Source organism: Nonomuraea sp. NPDC047897, from assembly GCF_043204415.1.
In the GTDB taxonomy this organism is placed as follows: Bacteria; Actinomycetota; Actinomycetes; order Streptosporangiales; family Streptosporangiaceae; genus Nonomuraea.
This window is the reverse complement of sequence record NZ_JBIDCC010000007.1, coordinates 125,380-146,836: the sequence shown is the minus strand read 5'-3', so window position 1 is coordinate 146,836 and position 21,457 is coordinate 125,380. Positions and strand designations below refer to the sequence as shown.

18 protein-coding genes are annotated in these 21,457 nt (G+C 71.6%); 8 read left to right on the top strand and 10 right to left on the bottom strand.

Annotation, left to right across the window (positions count from 1 at the left end; all coding sequences use genetic code 11):
* Positions 1-123: 123 nt before the first annotated feature.
* The 7 genes from ACGF0J_RS17545 to ACGF0J_RS17515 all read right to left on the bottom strand — a co-directional run bounded on the left by ACGF0J_RS17545 (position 124) and on the right by ACGF0J_RS17515 (position 7,450).
* Positions 124-879 carry a succinate dehydrogenase/fumarate reductase iron-sulfur subunit gene (locus tag ACGF0J_RS17545; RefSeq protein ID WP_393146854.1) on the bottom strand — a complete coding sequence of 252 codons (756 nt, stop codon included), beginning with the start codon at positions 877-879 and terminating at the stop codon, positions 124-126.
* Positions 876-2,765, bottom strand: a complete 1,890-nt coding sequence (locus tag ACGF0J_RS17540; protein WP_393146852.1) for a fumarate reductase/succinate dehydrogenase flavoprotein subunit — start codon at positions 2,763-2,765, stop codon at positions 876-878. The genes ACGF0J_RS17545 and ACGF0J_RS17540 overlap by 4 nt, the downstream gene beginning before the upstream one ends.
* A gap of 10 nt (positions 2,766-2,775) precedes the next feature.
* The gene (locus ACGF0J_RS17535) at positions 2,776-3,567 is read right to left on the bottom strand and encodes a hypothetical protein (RefSeq protein WP_393146850.1); all 792 of its coding nucleotides are present in this window, start codon (positions 3,565-3,567) and stop codon (positions 2,776-2,778) included.
* A 195-nt stretch (positions 3,568-3,762) separates the two neighbouring features.
* A complete protein-coding gene (locus tag ACGF0J_RS17530; RefSeq protein WP_393146848.1) occupies positions 3,763-4,212 on the bottom strand; it encodes a response regulator in 450 nt (149 codons plus the stop codon).
* Entirely contained in the window at positions 4,209-5,351 is a 1,143-nt protein-coding gene (locus tag ACGF0J_RS17525) for an ATP-binding protein (protein ID WP_393146846.1), read from the bottom strand. Before ACGF0J_RS17525 ends, ACGF0J_RS17530 begins: the two co-directional genes overlap by 4 nt.
* Positions 5,348-6,484, bottom strand: coding sequence for a PP2C family protein-serine/threonine phosphatase (locus ACGF0J_RS17520; protein ID WP_393146844.1), 1,137 nt, complete (start codon positions 6,482-6,484; stop codon positions 5,348-5,350). The genes ACGF0J_RS17525 and ACGF0J_RS17520 overlap by 4 nt, the downstream gene beginning before the upstream one ends.
* Positions 6,485-6,520: 36 nt before the next feature.
* Positions 6,521-7,450 (bottom strand): LysR family transcriptional regulator, encoded by a 930-nt coding sequence (locus ACGF0J_RS17515; protein ID WP_393146842.1) that lies wholly within the window; start codon positions 7,448-7,450, stop codon positions 6,521-6,523.
* Between the two features lie 134 nt (positions 7,451-7,584).
* On the opposite strand from ACGF0J_RS17515, the gene ACGF0J_RS17510 reads away from it, so the two are divergent.
* From ACGF0J_RS17510 to ACGF0J_RS17500, 3 genes are read left to right on the top strand one after another with little or no spacing between them, the layout of a single operon-like run.
* Complete coding sequence (locus ACGF0J_RS17510) at positions 7,585-8,349, top strand: succinate dehydrogenase cytochrome b subunit (protein WP_393146840.1); 765 nt, start codon at positions 7,585-7,587, stop codon at positions 8,347-8,349.
* On the top strand, positions 8,346-10,271 hold the full coding sequence (locus ACGF0J_RS17505) for a fumarate reductase/succinate dehydrogenase flavoprotein subunit (protein WP_393146838.1): 1,926 nt from the start codon (positions 8,346-8,348) through the stop codon (positions 10,269-10,271). The genes ACGF0J_RS17510 and ACGF0J_RS17505 overlap by 4 nt, the downstream gene beginning before the upstream one ends.
* On the top strand, positions 10,268-11,008 hold the full coding sequence (locus ACGF0J_RS17500; protein ID WP_393146836.1) for a succinate dehydrogenase/fumarate reductase iron-sulfur subunit: 741 nt from the start codon (positions 10,268-10,270) through the stop codon (positions 11,006-11,008). The genes ACGF0J_RS17505 and ACGF0J_RS17500 overlap by 4 nt, the downstream gene beginning before the upstream one ends.
* A 100-nt stretch (positions 11,009-11,108) precedes the next feature.
* Here the strand turns inward: ACGF0J_RS17500 and ACGF0J_RS17495 are convergent, their stop codons facing one another.
* Positions 11,109-11,747, bottom strand: coding sequence for a phosphotransferase (locus tag ACGF0J_RS17495; protein WP_393146834.1), 639 nt, complete (start codon positions 11,745-11,747; stop codon positions 11,109-11,111).
* Positions 11,748-11,886: 139 nt separating this feature from the next.
* Between ACGF0J_RS17495 and ACGF0J_RS17490 the strand changes: the two genes are divergently transcribed.
* The 4 genes from ACGF0J_RS17490 to ACGF0J_RS17475 all read left to right on the top strand — a co-directional run bounded on the left by ACGF0J_RS17490 (position 11,887) and on the right by ACGF0J_RS17475 (position 17,860).
* Positions 11,887-13,575 (top strand): ABC transporter ATP-binding protein, encoded by a 1,689-nt coding sequence (locus ACGF0J_RS17490; protein ID WP_393146832.1) that lies wholly within the window; start codon positions 11,887-11,889, stop codon positions 13,573-13,575.
* A 2-nt stretch (positions 13,576-13,577) separates the two neighbouring features.
* Positions 13,578-15,347 (top strand): ABC transporter ATP-binding protein, encoded by a 1,770-nt coding sequence (locus tag ACGF0J_RS17485; RefSeq protein WP_393146830.1) that lies wholly within the window; start codon positions 13,578-13,580, stop codon positions 15,345-15,347.
* 85 nt (positions 15,348-15,432) lie between these two features.
* Positions 15,433-16,701, top strand: coding sequence for a cation:proton antiporter (locus ACGF0J_RS17480; RefSeq protein WP_393146828.1), 1,269 nt, complete (start codon positions 15,433-15,435; stop codon positions 16,699-16,701).
* Between the two features lie 94 nt (positions 16,702-16,795).
* Entirely contained in the window at positions 16,796-17,860 is a 1,065-nt protein-coding gene (locus tag ACGF0J_RS17475) for a serine hydrolase domain-containing protein (RefSeq protein ID WP_393146826.1), read from the top strand.
* Between the two features lie 127 nt (positions 17,861-17,987).
* On the opposite strand, the gene ACGF0J_RS17470 is transcribed toward ACGF0J_RS17475, so the two are convergent.
* Together ACGF0J_RS17470 and ACGF0J_RS17465 are read right to left on the bottom strand one after the other, a co-directional pair.
* Positions 17,988-19,073 carry a winged helix DNA-binding domain-containing protein gene (locus tag ACGF0J_RS17470; RefSeq protein WP_393146824.1) on the bottom strand — a complete coding sequence of 362 codons (1,086 nt, stop codon included), beginning with the start codon at positions 19,071-19,073 and terminating at the stop codon, positions 17,988-17,990.
* A 329-nt stretch (positions 19,074-19,402) separates the two neighbouring features.
* On the bottom strand, positions 19,403-20,461 hold the full coding sequence (locus tag ACGF0J_RS17465) for a helix-turn-helix transcriptional regulator (protein ID WP_393146823.1): 1,059 nt from the start codon (positions 20,459-20,461) through the stop codon (positions 19,403-19,405).
* Between the two features lie 62 nt (positions 20,462-20,523).
* On the opposite strand from ACGF0J_RS17465, the gene ACGF0J_RS17460 reads away from it, so the two are divergent.
* Positions 20,524-21,363 carry an NmrA family NAD(P)-binding protein gene (locus ACGF0J_RS17460; RefSeq protein ID WP_393146821.1) on the top strand — a complete coding sequence of 280 codons (840 nt, stop codon included), beginning with the start codon at positions 20,524-20,526 and terminating at the stop codon, positions 21,361-21,363.
* The last annotated feature ends 94 nt before the right edge of the window (positions 21,364-21,457 follow it).

Genomic DNA, 21,457 nt, shown 5'->3' with positions numbered 1-21,457 from the left:
CCGCGGCGCCAGCCATCCCCCACCCCCCCGCCACCCCCCGCGGGCGCGGGCGGGGGGGGGGCCCCCCCCGGCGGGGGGGGGGGGGGGCGCGCCCCCCCCCCCCCCCGGCCGGTGGGACGGAGGCTAGGACTTGGCGCGGCGGAAGATCTTGTCGCCGAGCCAGACCAGCGGGTCGTACTTGCGGTCCACGACGCGCTCCTTCATCGGGATCAGCGCGTTGTCCGTGATCTTGATGTGCTCGGGGCAGACCTCGGTGCAGCACTTGGTGATGTTGCAGTAGCCGAGCCCGTGCTCCTGCTGGGCCGACTCCTGCCGGTCCGCGACGTCGTACGGGTGCATGTCCAGCTCGGCGATCCGCATGAGGAAGCGGGGCCCGGCGAAGGCCGGCTTGTTCTCCTCGTGGTCACGGATCACGTGGCAGACGTTGTTGCACATGAAGCACTCGATGCACTTGCGGAACTCCTGGGACCGCTCGACGTCGATCTGCTCCATGCGGTACTCGCCGGGCCGCACCCCGTCGGGCGGCGTGAACGACGGGATCTCGCGGGCCTTCTGGTAGTTGAACGAGACGTCGGTGACCAGGTCCTTGATGACGGGGAAGGTCCGCATCGGGGTGACCGTGATCGTCTCGTCCTCCGCGAAGGTGGACATCCGGGTCATGCAGCCGAGCCGCGGCTTGCCGTTGATCTCCATGGAGCAGGAGCCGCACTTGCCGGCCTTGCAGTTCCAGCGGACCGCGAGGTCGGGCGCCTGGGTGGCCTGCAGACGGTGGATGATGTCGAGGACGACCTCGCCCTCGTTCACCTCGACGGTGAAGTCCTCAAGCTTGCCCTCGCCGCCCTCACCACGCCAGACCTTGAACTTTGCCTTGTAGCTCATGACTTCGCCATCCCGTCGAACGTGGCCATCTCTTCGTCGGTGAGGTACTTGCTCAGCTCGTCACGCTCGAACATCGTGAGCAGGTCGTCCCGCATCGACGGCTGCTCCTGCTCGGTGACGGTGATCGACGAGCCGTCGGTGGTGGAGCAGGCGAGCAGCTTGCGGCGCCACTCCGGGCTCATGCCGGGGAAGTCGTCGCGGGTGTGGCCGCCGCGGCTCTCCTCGCGCAACAGCGCGGCGCGGGCCACGCACTCCGAGACGAGGACCATGTTGCGCAGGTCGAGCGCCAGGTGCCAGCCGGGGTTGTAGATGCGCGACCCGGCCGCGCCGACGAGCCGGACCCGCTCCTTGAGCTTCTCGACGACCTCCAGGGCCTCCTGCACCTCCTCGGCCTTGCGGATGATGCCGACCAGCTCGTTCATGGTGCGCTGCAGCTCGCTGTGCACCTCGTACGGGTTCTCGCCGGAGCGCTCCAGCGGAGCCAGGGCCTCGGCGCGTGCCTCGTCCACGAGCTGGGGCGCCACCTTGGGCCGGGCGGGCAGCGCGTCGACGTAGGCGGCGGCGCCCGCGCCGGCGCGGCGGCCGAAGACCAGCAGGTCGGACAGCGAGTTGCCGCCCAGGCGGTTGGAGCCGTGCATGCCGCCGGAGACCTCGCCCGCGGCGAACAGGCCGGGCACGGCGGCGGCGCCGGTGTCGGCGTCGACCTCGACCCCGCCCATGATGTAGTGGCAGGTCGGGCCCACCTGCATGGGTTCGGCCGTGATGTCGACGTCGGCCAGTTCCTTGAACTGGTGGTACATCGACGGCAGCCGCCTTCTGATCTCCTCGGCCGGCAGCCGGGAGGAGACGTCGAGGAAGACGCCGCCCTGGGGCGAGCCGCGTCCGGCCTTGACCTCGGCGTTGATGGCGCGGGCCACCTCGTCACGGGGCAGCAGCTCCGGCGGGCGGCGGTTGTTGGCCTGGTCGGTGTACCAGCGGTCGGCCTCGTCCTCGGTGGTGGCGTACTTGTCCTTGAACACCTCGGGGATGTAGTTGAACATGAAGCGCTCACCGGCGGAGTTGCGCAGCACGCCGCCGTCGCCGCGGACCGATTCGGTGACGAGGATGCCCCGCACGGACGGCGGCCAGACCATCCCGGTGGGGTGGAACTGGATGAACTCCATGTTGATCAGGTTGGCTCCGGCGAGCAGCGCCAGGGCGTGACCGTCACCGGTGTACTCCCACGAGTTGGAGGTCACCACGTACGACTTGCCGATGCCTCCGGTGGCCAGCACGACGGCCGGGGCGTCGAAGACGACGAGGTTGCCGGTCTCGCGCCAGTAGCCGAACGCGCCGGAGATGCGGTCGCCGTCCTTGAGCAGGCGGGTGACCGTGCACTCGGCGAAGACCTTGATGTAGGCCTCGTAGTCGCCGTGCTTGTCGTGGTCCTCCTGCTGCAGGGCCACCACGCGCTGTTGCAGGGTGCGGATCAGTTCCAGGCCGGTGCGGTCGCCGACGTGCGCCAGGCGGGGGTACTCGTGGCCGCCGAAGTTGCGCTGGCTGATCTTGCCGTCCTTGGTGCGGTCGAACAGCGCGCCCCAGGCCTCCAGCTCCCAGACCCGGTCGGGGGCCTCCTTGGCGTGCAGCTCGGCCATCCGCCAGTTGTTGAGGAACTTGCCGCCCCGCATGGTGTCACGGAAGTGCACCATCCAGTTGTCGTCGGGGTTGACGTTGCCCATCGCGGCGGCGGCGCCGCCCTCGGCCATGACGGTGTGGGCCTTGCCGAACAGCGACTTGCAGATGATCGCCGTGCGCTTGCCCTGCTGGCGGGCCTCGATCGCGGCTCGCAGCCCGGCGCCGCCCGCTCCGATGACGATGACGTCGTATTCGTGACGCTCGATTTCCACTGAAGATTCCTTACGCGAACGGGAAGGCGATGACGCCCTTGGCGACCAGGCGGACGTAGAGGTCGGCGCCCATCACCGAGAACAGCGACGCCCACGCGAACTGCTGGTGCCGGGCGTTGAGCTTCGAGACCAGCGTCCAGGCCTTGTAGCGCAGCGGGTGACGCGAGAAGTGGTTGAGCCGTCCGGCGGTGATGTGCCGGCAGGAGTGGCAGCCCAGGGTGTAGCACCAGATGAGGACGGCGTTGACCAGCAGGATCCACGAGCCGAGGCCGAGGGGCGTGTGGACGAGCGCGAGGATCGCGTCGTAGCTGAGGACCGCGCCGATGAGGATCGCCGCGTAGAGGAAGTAGCGGTGGATGTTCTGGGCGATCAGCGGGAAGCGGGTCTCGCCGGTGTACTTCCCGTGCGGCTCCTGCACGGCGCAGGCGGCCGGCGACAGCCAGAACGACCGGTAGTACGCCTTGCGGTAGTAGTAGCACGTCAGCCGGAAGCCGCCGGGCAGGCCGAGGATGAGCAGTCCGGGCGGGAGCGTGTACCAGTCGCCGAAGGGTGCGAGGCCGAGGAAGCGCGCGCCCTCGGGGCACGAGGTCGCCAGGCAGGGCGACGAGAACGGGGCGATGTACTCCGAGCCCGGCACGTAGTAGCTGGAATCGAAGATCGCCCACACGCCGTAGACGAGGAAGGAGCTGAGCCCCAGGAAGGTCAGCAGCGGGGACAGCCACCATCGGTCGGTGCGCAGCGTGCGCACCCTGATCTGCGCACGTTGCCTTCTGGTGGGTGTGTCGGGCGTCGTCTGGGTCATCGGGGACCTCTCCACCTCCCGCGGACCCTGCTCGCCTCGGGTCCGGGATATCTCGCTCGGTGCGCGTGCCGCGGGCCGTCATCTCCGCTCGGGCGCGCATTGGTGGGGGATACGTTACGACGCCCGCGCGGGCATTTGTGAGCAGGGTCACTCACTTTTTCGATGACCCGCTGTGATTCCTGTCACGTCGGCCCGTCAGAGCCGGTTCCCCGGGTTCGGCAACTTAACCACCGAGACGAAAAAATCATCAATCTGCCGGACAACCCGGATAAAAGCGTCAAAATCCACCGGCTTGGCGACATATGCGTTGGCGTGCAGGCGGTAGCCCTGAAGGATGTCCTCCTCGGCCTCCGAGGTGGTCAGGATCACCACCGGGATGGTGCGCAGGTCGGGGTCGTCCTTGATCTCCCGCAGCACCTCCATGCCGTCCATCCGGGGCAGGTTGAGATCCAGCAGGATCAGGTCCGGCCGCGGCGCGTCCTTGTGCGCGTCCTGGCGGCGCAGGAACGTCATCGCCTGCTCGCCGTCGTTGACCACGTGCAGCCGGTTGCGCAGCTTGTTCAGCTCGAAGGCCTCGCGCGTCAGCAGGATGTCGCCCTGGTCGTCCTCGACCAGGAGCACCTCGATGGGGCGCCACTCGATCATTCGTCGTCTCCGGCGGCGGGCAGGGTCCAGCGGAACGTCGCCCCCGGTCCCGCGGCGTCGCCGTCGAGCCAGAGGCGGCCCCCGTGATATTCCACGATCTTGCGGCACAGCGCCAGCCCGATGCCGGTGCCCGGGTAGACGTCCCGCGGGTGGAGCCGCTGGAAGATGAGGAAGATGCGGTCGGCGTACCTGGGCTCCACCCCGATCCCGTTGTCGGAGCAGGCGAACTCCCACATGCCGCCCGCCCGGCCGGCCGTGAGGTGGACGCGCGGCGGTTCGTCGGAGCGGAACTTGATGGCGTTCTCCACGAGGTTCTGGAAGAGCTGGGTGAGCTGGAGCCGGTTGCCCACCACCCGCGGCAGCGGGCCCGAGGTGACGACGGCGCCGGTGTCCTCCACGGCGCCGGCCAGGTTGTCCAGCGCCGCCGCCAGCGCCGCGCCCGCGTCGACGGCCGTCCGCTCGCCGCTCACCCGGCCCACCCGCGAGAAGTCGAGCAGGTCGTTGATGAGCGACTGCATCCGCTTGGCGCCGTCCACCGCGTAGTGGATGTACTGCCGGGCCCGGTCGTCCAGCCGGTCGCCGTAGCGCTGCTCCAGCATCTGCGTGAAACTGGCGACCTTGCGCAGCGGCTCCTGCAGGTCGTGGCTGGCCACGTAGGCGAACTGCTCCAGCTCGCCGTTCGACCTGCGCAGCTCGGCCGCCTGGTCCTCCGCCGTGCGCCAGGCGGTCACGATCCGCTCGCGCATGGCGTCGACATGGCTCGCCAGCTCGGCCAGCTCCGCCGGCCGGGCGACGTTCGGGCGGTGGTCGAAGTCGCCCGCCGCGACCCGGCGCACCTGCTCGGTGAGCCGGGTGATCGGCCTGAGCACCACGTAGCGGACGACGGCCGCGAGCAGGACCGCGGCGACGATCACGATCAGGAGCAGGACGACCAGCGCCACGTACAGCCGGTCGAGCAGCACCTCCACCTGGGGCCGCGGCCGGGCCTCGCGCACCTGCTCGATCAGCAGCGCGGTCAGCACCACCCCGGCCGTCAGCACCAGGGTCGCGGTCACGCCGATGACGACGAACCAGCGGCCCATCGGCAGCCGGCCCAGCCCGTCGGGTCTCCTCGGCGCCGGCAGCGGGTTGATGGTCACGCGGGCCTCCTACGGACCAGGACCGCGGCGAGGTCGTCGGTGAGCGTTCCCACGTGGCCGATCAGCCGGTCCAGGTCCACCCCGCCGTGGTCCCGGACGAGGCCGACCAGGCCGTCCACGCCGAGCTGCCCGTCACCCCCACCGGCGGTGGCCTCGATGAGGCCGTCGGTGTAGAGCAGCATCGCCCACTCCTCCCCGAGCGCGACGTCGATGGTCGTCCATGCGGCGTCGTGGAAGATGCCGAGCGGCGGGCCTGACGGCGCGCCGCCGACCGCCTCGACCACGCCGTCGCGCACCAGCACCGGCGGCGGGTGGCCGACCACCCGCAGCGTGGCGCGACGCAGGTCGGGCGCGATGGTGACCGTGCACAGCGTGGTGAAGATCTCCGGCGCCTTGCGCTCGGCCCGCAGCAGTGTGTCGAGCGTGCGCAGCATCGTCTCACCGGTCTGCCCGGCCAGCACGAGCGTGCGCCAGGCGATGCGCAGCGCCACGCCCAGCGCCGCCTCGTCGGGACCGTGCCCGCACACGTCGCCCACGACGACGTGCACCGCGCCGTCGGCGGTCTGCACGGTGTCGAGGAAGTCGCCCGCCAGCAGCGAGCCCTGGCTGCCCGGCAGGTAGCGGGTGGCGTGCTCGATCGCGTCCGTGCGCAGCATCGCCACCGGCAGCAGGCCGCTCTCCAGCCGGGAGTTCTCCTTGGCCGTCAGCTCAGCCTCGACCAGCCGGAGGTGGGCCAGGTCGGCCCGCTTGCGCTCCATCGCGTAGCGGACCGCCCGGGCCAGCAAGCGCGCGTCGACGTCCTGCTTGACCAGGTAGTCCTGCGCGCCGGCCTGCACCGCCGCCACGCCCACGTGCACGTCGCGCAGCCCGGTCAGCACCAGGACCGCGGCGTGCGGCGCCAGGGCCAGCACCTCGCGCAGCGCCTCCAGGCCGCTCGCGTCGGGCAGCGACAGATCGACCAGCACGCACTGGATCTCACCGGTCAGCCTGGCGCGCGCCTCACGCAGGCTGCGCACCCAGGTGATCTTCGGTGGGGCCTCCGCCTGCCTGAGCAGCTCCTCAACCAGGAAGGCGTCACCGTCGTCGTCCTCGATGAGCAGCAGCGTCAACGTCTCCGAAAGGGTTGCCGTCACACCACGCCTGCTTCTCAGAAGTCGGACTGTCGCTGCTCATTCTGCGATGAGTTCGACCCCTTGCGGAAGCGTCCCGTCGTGACCGGCCTCGGCCACGAAGGACAGCAGCGTCGCCCGGAAGGCCCGCGCCGCCCGGGCGGGCTCCACGTCCCTGCGGTGCGCCAGGGCGATCGTGCGGTTCAGCCCGGGTGGCGCCAACGGCGTCCCGACCAGGCCCGGCCGCCCGTCGAGCACCATCGACGGCACCACGGCGACGCCCAGCCCGGCCTCCACGAACCGCAGCACCGCGTCCATCTCGCCGCCCTGCACGGCCAGCGTCGGCTCGAACCCCGCCTGCCGGCACGCGCTCAGCGTCGCCTCCCGCACGTCGTAACCCCGCCGGAACATCACCATCGGCCGGCCCCGCAGCTCCTCGATCCGCAGGTACGGCCGGCGGGTCCGCTGGTGTGAGGGCGCGGCGACGACGAGGTTCTCGCGCAGGATCTCCTCCGTCACCAGCGACGGGTCATCGCTCTGCAACGGCATGATGATCAGGGACAGGTCGATCTGGCCCCGGGCCAGCGCCCTGACCAGGTCACGCGAGCCGCCCTCCTCCACCAGCAGCTCGATGCCCGGGTAGTCGCGGTGGAAGCGGGCCAGCGCGTCGGCCAGCAGCCCCGCGCACAGCGACGGCGTGGCGCCGAGCCGCACCCGGCCCCGGCGGAGCCCGGCCAGCTCGGCCACCTCCTGCCGGGCGGTGTCGGCGTCGGCCAGCATCCGGCGGGCGAGCGGCAGCAGCGCCTCTCCCGCCGCGGTCAGCGTCACGTTGCCGCGGGCGCGGGAGAACAGCGGAGCGCCCAGGTCGGCCTCAAGGGCCTTGATCTGCTTGCTGAGGGACGGCTGCGCGACCCGCATCCGCTCGGCCGCCTGGGTGAAGTGCCTGGTCTCCGCCACGGCGACGAAGTAGGCGAGCTGCTGCAACTGCATGTGATTTTCCTCGCACTGGCCGGAGGCGCCTCGCCACGCCAGCCGTACAAACCAGACATCATAGCCGAAGGCTATGGAAACCAGGCCTGTGATGACTTGGACGGATCATCGCCCGCTACCTAGCGTCAGAAGACGTGACTGCCACGATAGAGCGCGGCGCCGCCACCGCGCCTGTGAGAACCCCCAAGTCCGAACCGCCGTCGAAGAGGCCGGGGTCCAGGCGGACCGGCGGCTTCCTGGCCTCCTCGAACGGCAAGAAGGCCGTCATGGCCGTCACCGGCGCCGTGATGGTCGGCTTCCTCGTCCTGCACATGCTGGGCAACCTCAAGATCTTCATGGGCCGCGACTCGTTCAACGAGTACGCCCACGCGCTGCGCACCCTGCTGGAGCCCATCTTCCCGTACCGGTCGGTGCTGACGATCCTGGAGATCGGCCTCGTCGTCGCAGTCGTCCTGCACATGTGGGCGGCGATCTCCCTGGCCCGCCGGGCCCGCAAGGCCAGGCCCGTGCGGTACGCGGTGAAGAAGTCGCAGGCGGGCGGCTACACCACGCACATCATGCGGTTCGGTGGCGTCACGATCCTGCTCTACCTCGTCTGGCATCTCCTCGACCTGACCTTCGGCGTGGTCAACCCCAAGGGCTTCGACTCCACGCCCGCCGACCGGATGATGGCCGGGTTCGAGCCGTCGCGCTGGTGGGTGACGCTCCTCTACGTCGTGGCCGTCGCCCTGGTCGGCCTGCACCTGCGGCACGGCGTCTGGAGCGCCTTCCAGACGCTCGGCTGGGCCAACCGCACCCGGTACAAGGCGCTGAAGGCCACCGCGGCGCTGCTGTCCGCGGCCCTCGTCGTCGGATTCCTCGCCCCGCCGCTCGCCATCACCTTTGGAGTGCTCAAGTGAAGTACGTAGCGGGCGCCGACATCCGCGACACCAAGGCCCCCGCCGGGCCCATCGAGGAACGGTGGGAGAAGCGCAAGTTCGGCGCCAAGCTGGTCAACCCGGCCAACAAGCGCAAGCTCGACGTCATCGTGGTCGGCACCGGCCTGGCGGGCGGCTCGGCGGCGGCCACGCTCGGCGAGCTCGGCTACAACGTCAAGTCGTTCTGCTACCAGGACTCGCCCCGGCGCGCGCATTCCATCGCCGCGCAGGGCGGCATCAACGCCGCCAAGAACTACCGCGGCGACGGCGACTCCATCTACCGGCTGTTCTACGACACGGTGAAGGGCGGCGACTTCCGCGCCCGCGAGTCGAACGTCTACCGGCTGGCCCAGGTCTCGGTGAACATCATCGACCAGGCCGTGGCCCAGGGCGTGCCGTTCGCCCGCGAGTACGGCGGCCTGCTCGACACCCGCTCGTTCGGCGGCGCCCAGGTGTCGCGGACCTTCTACGCCCGCGGCCAGACGGGCCAGCAGCTCCTGCTCGGCGCCTACCAGGCGCTGGAGCGGCAGGTGGCGGCCGGGACCGTGGAGATGTTCACCCGGCACGAGATGCTCGACCTGATCGTCGCAGGCGGCCGGGCCCGCGGCGTCATCGTCCGCGACATGGTGACCGGCGAGATCGAGCGGCACGTCGCCGACGCGGTCGTGCTGGCCACCGGCGGCTACGGCAACGTGTTCTTCCTGTCCACCAACGCCAAGGGCTGCAACACCACGGCCATCTGGCGGGCGCACGAGCGCGGCGCGTACTTCGCCAACCCCTGCTACACGCAGATCCACCCCACCTGCATCCCGGTGTCGGGCGAGTACCAGTCGAAGCTGACGCTCATGTCGGAGTCGCTGCGCAACGACGGCCGCGTGTGGGTGCCGCTGCGCAAGGGCGACGACCGCGCACCCGGCGACATCCCCGAGGACGAGCGCGACTACTACCTGGAGCGCATCTACCCGGCGTTCGGCAACCTGGTGCCGCGCGACATCGCCTCACGGGCCGCCAAGAACGTCTGCGACGAGGGCCGCGGCGTCGGCCCCGGCGGGCTCGGCGTCTACCTCGACTTCCGCGACGCGATCAACCGGCTGGGCCGCGACGCCGTGGAGAAGAAGTACGGCAACCTCTTCGAGATGTACGAGCGCATCACCGGCGAGAACCCGTACGAGACGCCGATGCGCATCTACCCGGCGGTCCACTACACGATGGGCGGCCTGTGGGTGGACTACGACCTGCAGTCCACCATCCCCGGCCTGTTCGTGATCGGCGAGGCCAACTTCTCCGACCACGGCGCCAACCGCCTCGGCGCCTCGGCGCTGATGCAGGGCCTGGCCGACGGCTACTTCGTGCTGCCCACCACCATCGGCGACTACCTGGCGGCCGGGCCGTTCGGCGAGGTCGACGAGGAGACCGTGGCCGAGGCCGAGATCAAAGTCCGGTCCAAGATCGAGCGGCTGATGTCGGTGAACGGCACCCGCACGCCCGACTCCTTCCACCGCGAGCTGGGCCGGCTCATGTGGGACTACTGCGGCATGGAGCGCACCGAGGAGACGCTGCGCAAGGCGCTGGAGCGCATCCCCGAGCTGCGCACGGAGTTCTGGGAGAACGTCAAGGTGACCGGCACGGCCGAGGAGCTCAACCAGGTGCTGGAGAAGGCCGGCCGCGTCGCCGACTTCTTCGACCTGGCCGAGCTGATGTGCCTCGACGCCCTGGTGCGCACCGAGTCGTGCGGCGGCCACTTCCGGGCCGAGTCGCAGGACGCCGACGGCGAGGCGCTGCGCGACGACGAGAACTTCGCGCACGTGTCGGCGTGGGAGTATTCGCCCGACGGCGTACCCGTGCTGCACAAGGAACCGCTCGAGTACGAGTACGTCAAGATGACCCAGCGGAGCTACAAGTGAACCTGACCCTGAAGGTCTGGCGGCAGAGCGGCCCCACCGACTCCGGACGCATGGTGACGTACCGGGTGGAGGACGTGTCGCCGGACATGTCGTTCCTGGAGATGCTGGACGTCCTCAACGAGCGGCTGATCATCGAGGGCGACGACCCGATCGCCTTCGACCACGACTGCCGCGAGGGCATCTGCGGCATGTGCGGCATGGTCATCAACGGCGTCGCGCACGGCGAGCAGCGCGCCACCACGACCTGCCAGCTCCACATGCGTCACTTCGAGGACGGCGCCGTCATCACCATCGAGCCGTGGCGCGCCGCGCCGTTCCCGGTGGTGAAGGACCTCGTCGTGGACCGGTCGGCGTTCGACCGCATCATCCAGGCCGGCGGCTTCGTCTCGGTGCCGGCCGGGTCGGCGCCCGACGCGCACAGCGTGCCGGTGCGCAAGGAGGACGCCGACGCCGCCTTCGACGCCGCCACCTGCATCGGGTGCGGCGCCTGCGTGGCGGCCTGCCCGAACGGCTCCGCCTCCCTGTTCACCGCCGCAAAGATCACCCACCTGAGCCTGCTGCCGCAGGGCCAGCCGGAGCGCCTCACCCGCGCCAAGGCCATGGTGGACCAGATGGACGCCGAGGGCTTCGGCGGTTGCACGAACACCGGCGAGTGCACCGCGGTCTGCCCCAAGGGCATCCCGCTGGACACGATCGCCCAGATGAACAGCGACTACCTGAAGGCCAGCGCCAAGTAGCACCCGCCGGCACAGCCGCCGCGCCGTGCGAGGTCCGCCGACCTCGCACGGCGTCGCTGTGCGCACTTGTATGTCGGTGAGCCCTCGCTGAACGGGCCGGTCAGCCGGCGGTCCAGGCGGCGGTGGCCTCCAGGCGGTGGCGCCAGAGCCGCTCGCCGTCGCCGCCGGGCTCCCAGCGGGAGGTGAAGTCGAGCAGCGCGCCGCACCGCTCCAGCATGGCGGCGTGCCGCTCCCGCCAGGACGGCATGGCCCACGACGGCGCGGCGGAGCCGTACGCGTCGAAGAAGGCCGGCAGCAGCGGCACGTGCTCCGGGTGGTGCGTGCGCACGATCCACTCGCACCACGACAGGTCCTCGACGGGCGGGCCCGGGTGCGCCCACTCCCAGTCGAGGATCGCCACCGGCTCGCACGTCACCGGGTCGAACAGCATGTTCTGCGGGCCGTAGTCGCCGTGCACGATGCCCAGCCGGTGGATGCTCGCCAGCATCCGCCCGCAGGCGGCCAGCACCTCGGCGGCCCGCCCCTCGTCCAGCAGGTCCTGGCCGTGCGCCCCGGGCACGAACGCCGTGGTCACGCTCGTCCTGGTGATCGTGTGGACCGGCGGCACCGGGAGCCGTCCCTTCAGCCGGCGCAGGAACCTGCTCTCCGTCCGCAGCCGGAACGCCGCCTCAGGACCCTGATAACACTTGACGACCAGGGCGCCGTCGCCGACCGTGCTGTTGGTGTACCGGTGCCTCACAGGCACCGATTCTTCCGCACCCGGCTCGCCCGGCGCGCCCCCTGACCCGCCCTTGACTCCGAATGCCGCAGGACGACGGGCCTCACGATGCGAAAATGGTTTGCTGGGCGCGATCGCCGTTTGTCAACCTTGACGGGCTATGCGCTCCCTACCCGAGGCCGATCCCGGCCTGCCCGACATCCGCAGCCCGCTCCGCTACCTGTGGTGGAACGCGCGCGCGCAGCTTCGTCCGCTCCTCGGTGGGATCGCCTTCGCCACCGCCTGGTGGGTGGCGCAGGCCCTGGTGCCGGCAGTCCTCGGCAAGGGCATCGACGCCCTCACCGCCAAGGACGGCCGCGCCCTGCTCACCTGGTCGGCGATCCTCCTCGGGCTGGGTCTGGCGCAGGCCTACACCGGGATCATGCGGCACCGGATGGCGGTCTACAACTGGCTGGCCGCCGCCTACCGCACGGTGCAGGTGACAGCCAGGCAGGCCGCCCGGCTCGGCGCCACGCTGCCCAAACGGCTGTCGACCGGCGAGGTCGTCAGCGTCGGCAACTCCGACATCGCGCACATCGGCAGCTCGATGGACATCCTGCTGCGCGGCGTCGGCTCCGTCGTGGCGATCGCCACCGTCACCGTCATCCTCATCGCCACCTCGCTGCCCCTCGGCCTGATGGTGCTCTTCGGGGTGCCGATCATGCTCGTGGCGGTGGGGCCACTGCTGCGGCCGCTGCACCGGCGCCAGAAGGCGCAGCGCGACCTCACCGGTGAGCTGTCCACCCGCTCCGCCGACATCGTGGCCGGGCTGCGGGTGCTGCGCGGCATCGGCGGCGAGCAGGTGTTCGCCGAGCGCTACCGGGAGGAGTCGCAGCGGGTCCGGCACGCCGGCGTCGCGGTCTCCAGGGTCGAGTCGCTGCTGGAGGGCGCGCAGATCATCCTGCCCGGCCTGCTCGTCGCGGCCGTCACGGGGGTGGGCGCGTCGTTCGCCGTGGCCGGGCAGATCACGCCCGGCGAGCTGGTGTCGTTCTACACGTACGCGGTGTTCCTCGTCGGACCCATGCGCACCCTCACCGAGGCCGCCGACAAGCTGACCAAGGGTCACGTGGCCGCCCGCCGGGTGGTGCGCATCCTGTCCATCGAGCCCGAGGTGTCCGGCGGCGCCGGCACCAGCGAGGGCGGCGTGCTGCGCGACACCTACAGCGGTCTCACTCTCCAGCCCGGCACGCTGACCGCGGTCGCCGCCGGCGCGCCGGAGGACGCCATCGCCATCGCCGACCGGCTGGGCCGCTACACCGACGGCGACGTCACCTTCGGCTCGGCCGACCTGGCCGCGCTGCCCGTCGAGGAGGTCCGCTCCCGCATCCTGGTCGCCGACAACGGCGCCCGGCTGTTCACCGGCCGGCTGCGCGACGAGCTCGACGTCCGCGGCGGCGCCTCCGACGAGGAGATCAGGCAGGCGCTGCACGCCGCCTGCGCCGAGGACATCGTCGACGCGCTGCCCGACGGGCTGGACGCCGAGGTGGCCGAGGCCGGGCGGGAGTTCTCCGGCGGCCAGCAGCAGCGGCTGCGGCTGGCCAGGGCGCTGCTGTCCGACCCGGAGGTGCTCATCCTGGTCGAGCCGACCAGCGCCGTCGACGCCCACAGCGAGGCCCGCATCGCCGACCGGCTCGCCAAGGCGCGGGCCGGCCGCACCACGCTGGTCTGCACGACCAGCCCGCTCGTGCTCGACCGCACCGACCATGTGATCTACGTGGCGGACGGCCGGGTGCACGCCGAGGGCACGCACCGGGAGCTGCTCGGCTCCTCGCCCGCCTACGCCGCGACCGTGACCCGAGGGGAAGACTGAGGATGGCCCGCGAGATCCTGCCGGTCGCCGACAGCAGACAGGTGCGCGCCTACGCCCGGCGGCTGACGCTGAAGTACCCGCGCCGGCTCGCCGTCGCCCTCGCCCTGCACGGGCTCGCCGCGGTGGCCGGGCTGGCCGTCCCGTGGCAGCTCGGCGGCCTGGTGCAGGACGTCAAGGACGGCGCAGCGGCGAACGTCACGCTGGTGGCGTTCGGCATCGGCGCCTTCCTGATCCTGCAGGGCGTGCTGGTGCGCCAGGCGGTGCTCGCCTCGGCCAGGCTCGGCGAGAAGGTGCTGGCAGAGCTGCGTGAGGAGTTCGTCGACCGGATGCTGGCGCTGCCCCTGTCCACCGTGGAGCGGGCCGGGGCCGGCGACCTCATCACCCGGACCTCCCGCGACGTCGACTCGCTGTCCAGGACCGTACGGCACGCGGTGCCCGAGACGCTGATCGCGACCGTCACCTGCACCATCACCCTGGGCGCGGTGCTGCTCGTCAGCCCGCTGCTCATGCTGCCGATGCTGATCGCGGCCCCGCTGCTGTGGCTGTCCACCCGCTGGTACCTGAAGCGGGCCCGCGACGGCTACCTGCGCGAGAACGCCGCCTACGCCGACATGACCGAGGGCCTGGCCGAGACCGTGGAGGGCGCTCGCGCCATCGAGGCGCTGGGCCTGCAGACGCGCCGCCGGGAGCGGACCGACCGCGACATCGCCCGCTCGTTCGCCGCCGAACGCTACACGCTGGGGCTGCGCACCAGGTGGTTCCCCTCCATCGAGCTGGGCTACGTGCTCCCGGTGGCCGCGACCCTGCTCGTCGGCGGGCTGTTCTACGGCGCCGACCTGGTGTCGCTGGCGCAGGTCACGGCGGCCGCGCTGTACGCGCAGCAGCTCGTCGACCCGCTCGACCGGTTCCTCATGTGGATCGACGAGCTGCAGGTGGGCGGGGCGGCCATGGCCCGGCTGCTGGGTGTGGCCAACGTGCCCGACGACCGCGAGCCGTCCCCGGCGCGCCCCTCCGGGGAGCTGCTGGAGGCGTCCGGCGTCCACTACGCCTACCGTGCCGGCCGCGACGTGCTGCACGACGTGTCGCTGACCGTGCGGCCGGGGGAGCGGCTGGCCATGGTCGGCCCCTCCGGGGCGGGCAAGTCGACGCTGGGCAGGCTGCTGGCCGGCATCCACGGGCCGCGGGCCGGGTCCGTGTCCGTCGGCGGCGTGCCGCTCGTCGAGCTGCCCCTCGACGAGCTGCGCGGCCACGTCGCGCTCGTCACGCAGGAGCACCACGTGTTCAAGGGGACGCTCCGCGACAACATGCTCATCGCCCGGCCGGACGCCGGCGACCAGGCCGTGCGCGACGCGCTGGCCGCCGTGGACGCCCTCGACTGGGTGCTCGCCCTGCCCGACGGCCTCGACACGGTCGTCGGCTCCGGTGGGCTCGCCGTCTCCGCGGCCCAGGCGCAGCAGCTCGCGCTGGCCCGGCTCGTGCTGGCCGACCCGCACACCCTGGTGCTCGACGAGGCCACCTCGCTGATCGACCCGCGTGCCGCCCGCCACCTGGAGCGTTCCCTCGCCGCCGTGCTGGAGGGCCGGACGGTGATCGCCATCGCGCACCGCCTCTACACGGCGCACGACGCCGACCGGGTGGCGGTGGTGGAGGACGGCAGGATCAGCGAGCTGGGTTCGCACGACGAGCTGGTGGCGGCGGGCGGCTCGTACGCCGCCCTGTGGAGCAGCTGGCACGGCACCCCCACCCGCTCTCCGGACGACACGGTCCGCTGAGGCCGCCCCGCGGCTTCGGAAACGCTTCACCCCCGTTTGGGCGTCGCCCCCGTTTGGGAGGGAACGGCCCGGCAAGTGAGCACGGGTGAGCAACCCCGACCTCGTCTTCGCCCTCGGCGGTGTGGGCGCGCTGCTGGCCGCGTCGTTGCCCGCCGTGCTGCACCGGTTGCCCTTCTCGCTCCCCCTGGCCTGCCTGCTCGGCGGGATGGCGCTGTTCCTGCTCCCCTTCCCGGTGCTGGAGCCCGACCCGGTCGCGCACCGCGCCGCGCTCGAACACATCACCGAGATCTGCGTGGTCATCTCCCTGATGGGCGCCGGCCTGGCCCTCAACCGCAAGGTCGGCCTGCGCCGATGGTCCTCCACCTGGCGACTGCTCGGCTGGACCATGCCGCTGACCATCGTGGCCCTCGCCGGAGCCGCGAGCTGGCTGCTCGGCTGGCCGCTCGCAGCCGCCCTGCTGCTCGGCGCGGTGCTCGCGCCCACCGACCCGGTGCTGGCCTCCGACGTGCAGGTGGGCGAGCCCGTGGATGCCGAGAACGCCGACGACGAGGTCCGGTTCGCCCTCACCTCCGAAGCCGGACTCAACGACGGTCTGGCCTTCCCCATCGTCTACGCCGCCATAGCCCTGGCCACGACCGGCGGAACCGCCTGGATGGGCGAATGGGCGCTGAACGACGTGCTCTACCGGGTCTCCGCCGGAGTGCTGGGCGGGATGCTCATCGGCAAGCTGCTCGGCCGCCTGTTCTTCCACACCAGGAAGGCGAACCTGCGGCTGGCCGAGCACCGCGACGGGTTCGTCGCCCTGGCGAGCACGTTCCTGGCCTACGGCCTGACCGAGCTGGTCCACGGCTACGGGTTCATCGCCGTCTTCGTCACCGCCTGCACCATCCGGAACGCCGAACGGAGCCACGGCTACAACGGCATCCTCCACGGATTCATCGAACAGATCGAGCGGCTGCTCACGGCCTGGCTGCTCCTCCTCCTCGGCGGTTTCGTCGCGGTCGGCGGCCTCGCCCCGCTGACCTGGCGCGGCGCCGCCGTCGCGCTCCTGCTGCTCCTGGTGATCCGGCCGCTGACCGGGTGGCTGGCCCAGGCACGCGGCCCCGCAGGCCCCCGCGAGCGGGCCGTCATCTCCTTCTTCGGCATCCGCGGCATCGGCTCGCTGTACTACCTGGCCTTCGCCCTCGGCCTGGCCGACTTCGGCGTGCCACAGGAGGAGCTGTGGGCCGTGGTCGCCTTCGCGGTGCTGGCCTCGATCGTGCTGCACGGCATCACCGCCACGCCGGTCATGAGCCGCCTCGACCGCCTGCGCGACGGCGACCACACCCGGACGCCCGGCGGCATGGTCGGCTGAGACCGCAGGCGTCCGCCTCCCTGTGGTTTTCCGCAGCAGGAGTGGACGGAGCACCGCATTACGCCGCGTCCCCGCCGTCCCTAGCGTTGATCCCATGATGCAGACGGTGATGAACGTGTTGGTGGCGGCTGCGGTCACGGCAGGCAGCCACGGAGCCGGGGTCCGCCCCGAACTGGAGAAGATCGTGGCGGGCAAGGGGGCGACGGCCGCGCTGGCGCGGGTGTCCGACGGCGACCGGACGTGGTCCGGCGCCGTGGGAGTCCGCGACGTCAAGCGCGGCGGCCGGCCCTCGCCCCACGGGTACTTCCGGATCGGCAGCGTCACCAAGACGTTCGTCGCGACCGTGGTGCTCCAGCTCGTGGACGAGGGCAAGGTGCGGCTCGACGACCCCATCGACCGGCACCTGCCCGGCCTGGTCCCCGGCGGGGACCGCGTCACGGTCCGCCAACTCCTCGACCACACCAGCCACCTGTACGACTACATGAGCGAGCCGGGATACTCCACCAACCGGTGGCGCGGCGAGGCGCGGTTCCGCTCCTACCAGCCGGGCGAGCTGCTCGACGTGGCCTTCGCCAAGAAGCTCCCCGACGACGGCAGATGGCACTACAGCAACACCAACTACGTGGTGCTCGGCCTGCTGGTGGAGAAGCTGACGGGCAGGGCCTACGGCGAGGAGGTCAAGCTCCGCATCCTGCGACCGCTGGGACTGCGCCACACGGTGGTGCCCGGCGACCGGCCCGGCCTGCCGGCGCCGCACGCCAAGGGGTACGAGCCGATGCCCGGCCTGGTGGACGCGACCCGGATGAACCCCTCACTGGACTGGGCGGCGGGAGAGATGATCTCGACCACGGCGGACCTGGAACGGTTCCTGTCCGCCTTGCTGAGCGGCAAGCTGACCAGCGCCGCATCGCTGCGCGCCATGCGCACGACCGTCGAGACGGGGGCCGGGTTCGGCTACGGGCTCGGCCTGCAGTCGTACACCCTGCCGTGCGGCAAGGTGTGGGGGCACAGCGGTGAGCTCATCGGGTACCTGACGTTCGCGTTCCGCTCGGACTCGGGCAAGTCGTTGGTCATGTCGATCAACCCTTCGACGCGTAACCCCTCGACGGAGGAGGTCATGGGCATCGCCGTCAAGGCGTTCTGCGGGTCCGCGGGCTGACCGCTCCCCGGGGCGGCCCGGAGGTCGCCCGGACCGCACGACGCCCGATCAAGGGACGCCCCGGAGGTCGCCGCGGACCGTACGACGCCGACTCAAGGGACGCCCCGGAGCCGGCCAGGGACGGACGTCAGGTGACGGTGGTGAAGCGGATCTCGTGGGAGGCAGCGTCCCCCGCCGTGAACCGGAGCAGCCGACCGCCCTCCTCGGCCACGTCCGCCTCCTCGGCACCCGACAGCGGTGCGAACAGCCTGACCACCAGCGTGGCCACGTCCTTCGACCGCCTGACAGCCCATAGCCCGCGCACGAACCCGTCCACGGTCAGGGCGGCGTCCACGATGACGTGCGGTCGCTGGTCGGCCGTCATCAGGCGGGAGCGGTCGGCGTGGCCGAGCACCACGTTGTCGAGCGCGGCGAGAAACCTGACGGGCGCCGGAGTGTCCGGATCCGGGCGGGGCGCGTCCGGCAGGTCCCACAGCTCGCCACCGTCCTCGCCGCGGAACGTCCGCAGCGCCGGCCGCAGCCCCTCGACCACCTCGCGCAACCGGGTCATCCCGCTCCACGCCTGCACGTCCTTGACCGACGCCGGCCCGAACGCGGCCAGGTAGCGCAGCACCAGGTCACCAGACGAGAACGCGGTCGGCGCCGCCTCGCCCAGCCAGTGGCCGGCCAGCGCGAACGGCGTCGTGCCCCGCCTGCCCCACGTCCCGTCGGGTGGCGGGTGCACCACCGGCAGCAGGCCCTGCACCGAACGGGCCAACGCCACCGGGTCGCGACCCGGCCAGCGCTCGGCCAGCGCGCGGCCCAGCTCCGGCCTGCTCAGCGTCCCGGCGCCGATGAGGGCGGCGGCGGCCTCGGCCAGCTCGGCCAGGTCCACCCCGGCCGTCCCCCGGCCGAACGCCCCCCTGCGCCACCGGTCCAGCATCGGCTGCAGCAAGGGCCGCACCCACAGGTAGTCGGCGGCCGACACGAGATGCTGGGTGCCCCGGAACAGCGTCGCCCGCACCACGCTCCGCTCGTACAGGAGCCGGGTGAGGTCGTCCTGCCGGAATCCGACGACACGGCTCCACAGCCCCACGTACGGCGGGTCGGGATCCTGCGCCTGCAGCCCGACCAGCCGCTCGACCACGTCGAGCGGGGGCACCGCCGCACGCTTCAGCAAAAGCTGGCGCTCCAGCGTGGCCCGGTTCAAGCTCCGGCGGGAGATGGTGTCCATGGGGGTCCTCGGGGATCGGGTTCGATGTCGTCAGGCCGGCAGCCACCGCGTACGGACGGCTTCTCGGCTGGCCGAAGGTGGCTTTCGTGAGCTGGGTCCGCCTTGGGCGGACCGTTCTCCGCGCTGCGCCGGATCTCTCGGTCAGGTGGCCGGGCACGCGCACGTCACAGGCAGGTGCGGCAGCTCCAGCACGGCGTCGATCGCGCCGCCGTGGCCCCTTCGGCGGGTCGCGTACGAGGTCAGGCGGAGGCTGAGCGGCAGGCAAGCCGCGCCTTTCCGCCGTGTGAGCCGGGCTGGGCGTGGCCTCATGGCGGCGGCTGCGGCTGTTCTCAGAGCGGCCGAAGCGGAGGCGGTGGCCGGTCCGCTGGTGGCGGCGGGCCGTCGGCCGCACGGGCCGGGGGCGGGCCCGTGGCTGGGCTGGGTGAGTCGTGGGGCGGCCAGGCGGCCCGGTGGAGGCGGGTGGTGAGGGCGCGGAGGTGTTCGACCAGTTCCGGCGGCTCGTGGATGTCGAAGTCGAAACCGAAGGCAGCCACCCACACCGCGAGGTGGTCGAGACTGTCGGAGCCGATGCGCAGCAGGCACGTCCGGTCGTCGATCGGTTCGACCGCGCCCAGCGTGGGCGGCACCTCGTCGGCCACCTCCCTGGCCGAGCCGTACATGGTCAGCACCGCCTGATAGCGGTGCGGGCTGGTGGTGGTGGCCACGGTCAGGTAGTGGGCCAGGTCCTCGGCCGGTAGGGGCCGCGGCGTGAATCGGGGGCCGTTCGGGACGCGCAACGACATCCTGTCCACCCGATACGTCCGCCAGTCGGAGCGGCCGGTGTCCCACCCGAGGAGATACCACCGCCTCCCGCCGCTCACCAGCCGGTACGGCTCCGCGTCCCGCTCGCTGGCGGAGCCGTCGTGCGCCACGTAGTCGAACCGGAGCCGCTCCCTGTCGCGCACCGCCGCCGCGATGGAGGTCAGCGTCGCGGCGTCCACCGTGGCGCCCCGCATCGGCAGGGTGACCACCGCCGAACTGAGCGCGGTGACCTGGTGACGCAGCCGCGACGGCAACATCTGGTCCAGCTTGGCCAGCGCCCGCACCGACGTCTCGGCGATGCCGGTGACCGCGCCACCGGCCGCCGTACGCAGCCCGACCGCCACCGCGACCGCCTCCTCGTCGTCCAGCAGCAGCGGAGGCAGCGAGGCGCCCACGCCGAGCTGGTAGCCGCCGCCCACGCCGCCGGTCGCCTCGATCGGATAGTCGAGCAGCCGCAGCTTGTCGACGTCGCGTCGCACGGTACGCGGGCTGACGGCCAGCCGTTCGGCCAGCTCCGCCCCCGACCAGTAGCGGTGCGTCTGCAGCAGGCCCAGCAGCCGCAGCAGCCGGGCCGAGGTTTCCAGCACGACACCAGCCTGACAGGTCTCGCGGACAGAACCTGACCGCGAATCGTTCTACCGTCCTCGCCATGACATCCGAATCTCCGATCATCCTTGTCGCCGGCGCCACCGGGAACGTCGGCCGCCCCCTCGTCGAGCAGCTCCTCGCCGCCGGTCACCGGGTTCGCGCCCTCACCCGCGACCCGGCGAAGGCGAACCTCCCCGAGGGCGCCGAGGCCGTCGCCGGCAACCTGGCCGACACCTCCACCCTGGCCGCCGCCTTCGCCGGCGTCGGCGCCGCGCACCTGATCAGCTTCAACGGGGCCGACTTCTCCCCGCTCACCAACGGGCCCGAGATCGTCGCCCTGGCCCGCGAGGCCGGCGTGCGCAAGGTGACGATCCTGAAGGGCGACGTGGGCAAAAGCCCGCTGGAGGAGGCCGTGGAGGCCGGCGGCCTGGAGTGGACCTCCCTGGCACCGGTCGAGTTCATGTCCAACGCTCTGGAGTGGGCCGAGGCCGTACGGACCGAAGGGGTCGTGCGGGAGGCGTTCCCGGACGCGAAGAGCGCCATGATCCACGACGCGGACATCGCGGCCGTCGCCGCGGCGGCGCTCACCAGCGACGGCCACGCCGGCAAGGAGTACTGGCTGACGGGGCCCGAGGCGCTCACCCCGGCCGAGAAGGTTCGGACGATCAGTGAGGTCCTCGGCCGTGAGGTACGTTACGTGCCGCTCAGCACCGAGGAGGTCGTCGAGCAGTGGCGGCAGGAGGGCTACTCCGACGATGACATCGGGTTCTTCCTGGCGATGCGGACCGACCCGCCGATCCCCGGTGACACCATCCTGCCGACTGTCGAAGAGGTGACCGGCCGCCCCGGCCGCACGTTCGCGCAGTGGGTACGCGAGAACGCGGCCGCCTTCACCGCCTGACCCCGCGGACGCTTCCACCGCCTGACCTGGCGGCGGCACGCCAGGCGGGCGGTGACGCGCACGCGGTCACTTTGGGCGTCACCGCCGCGGCCAC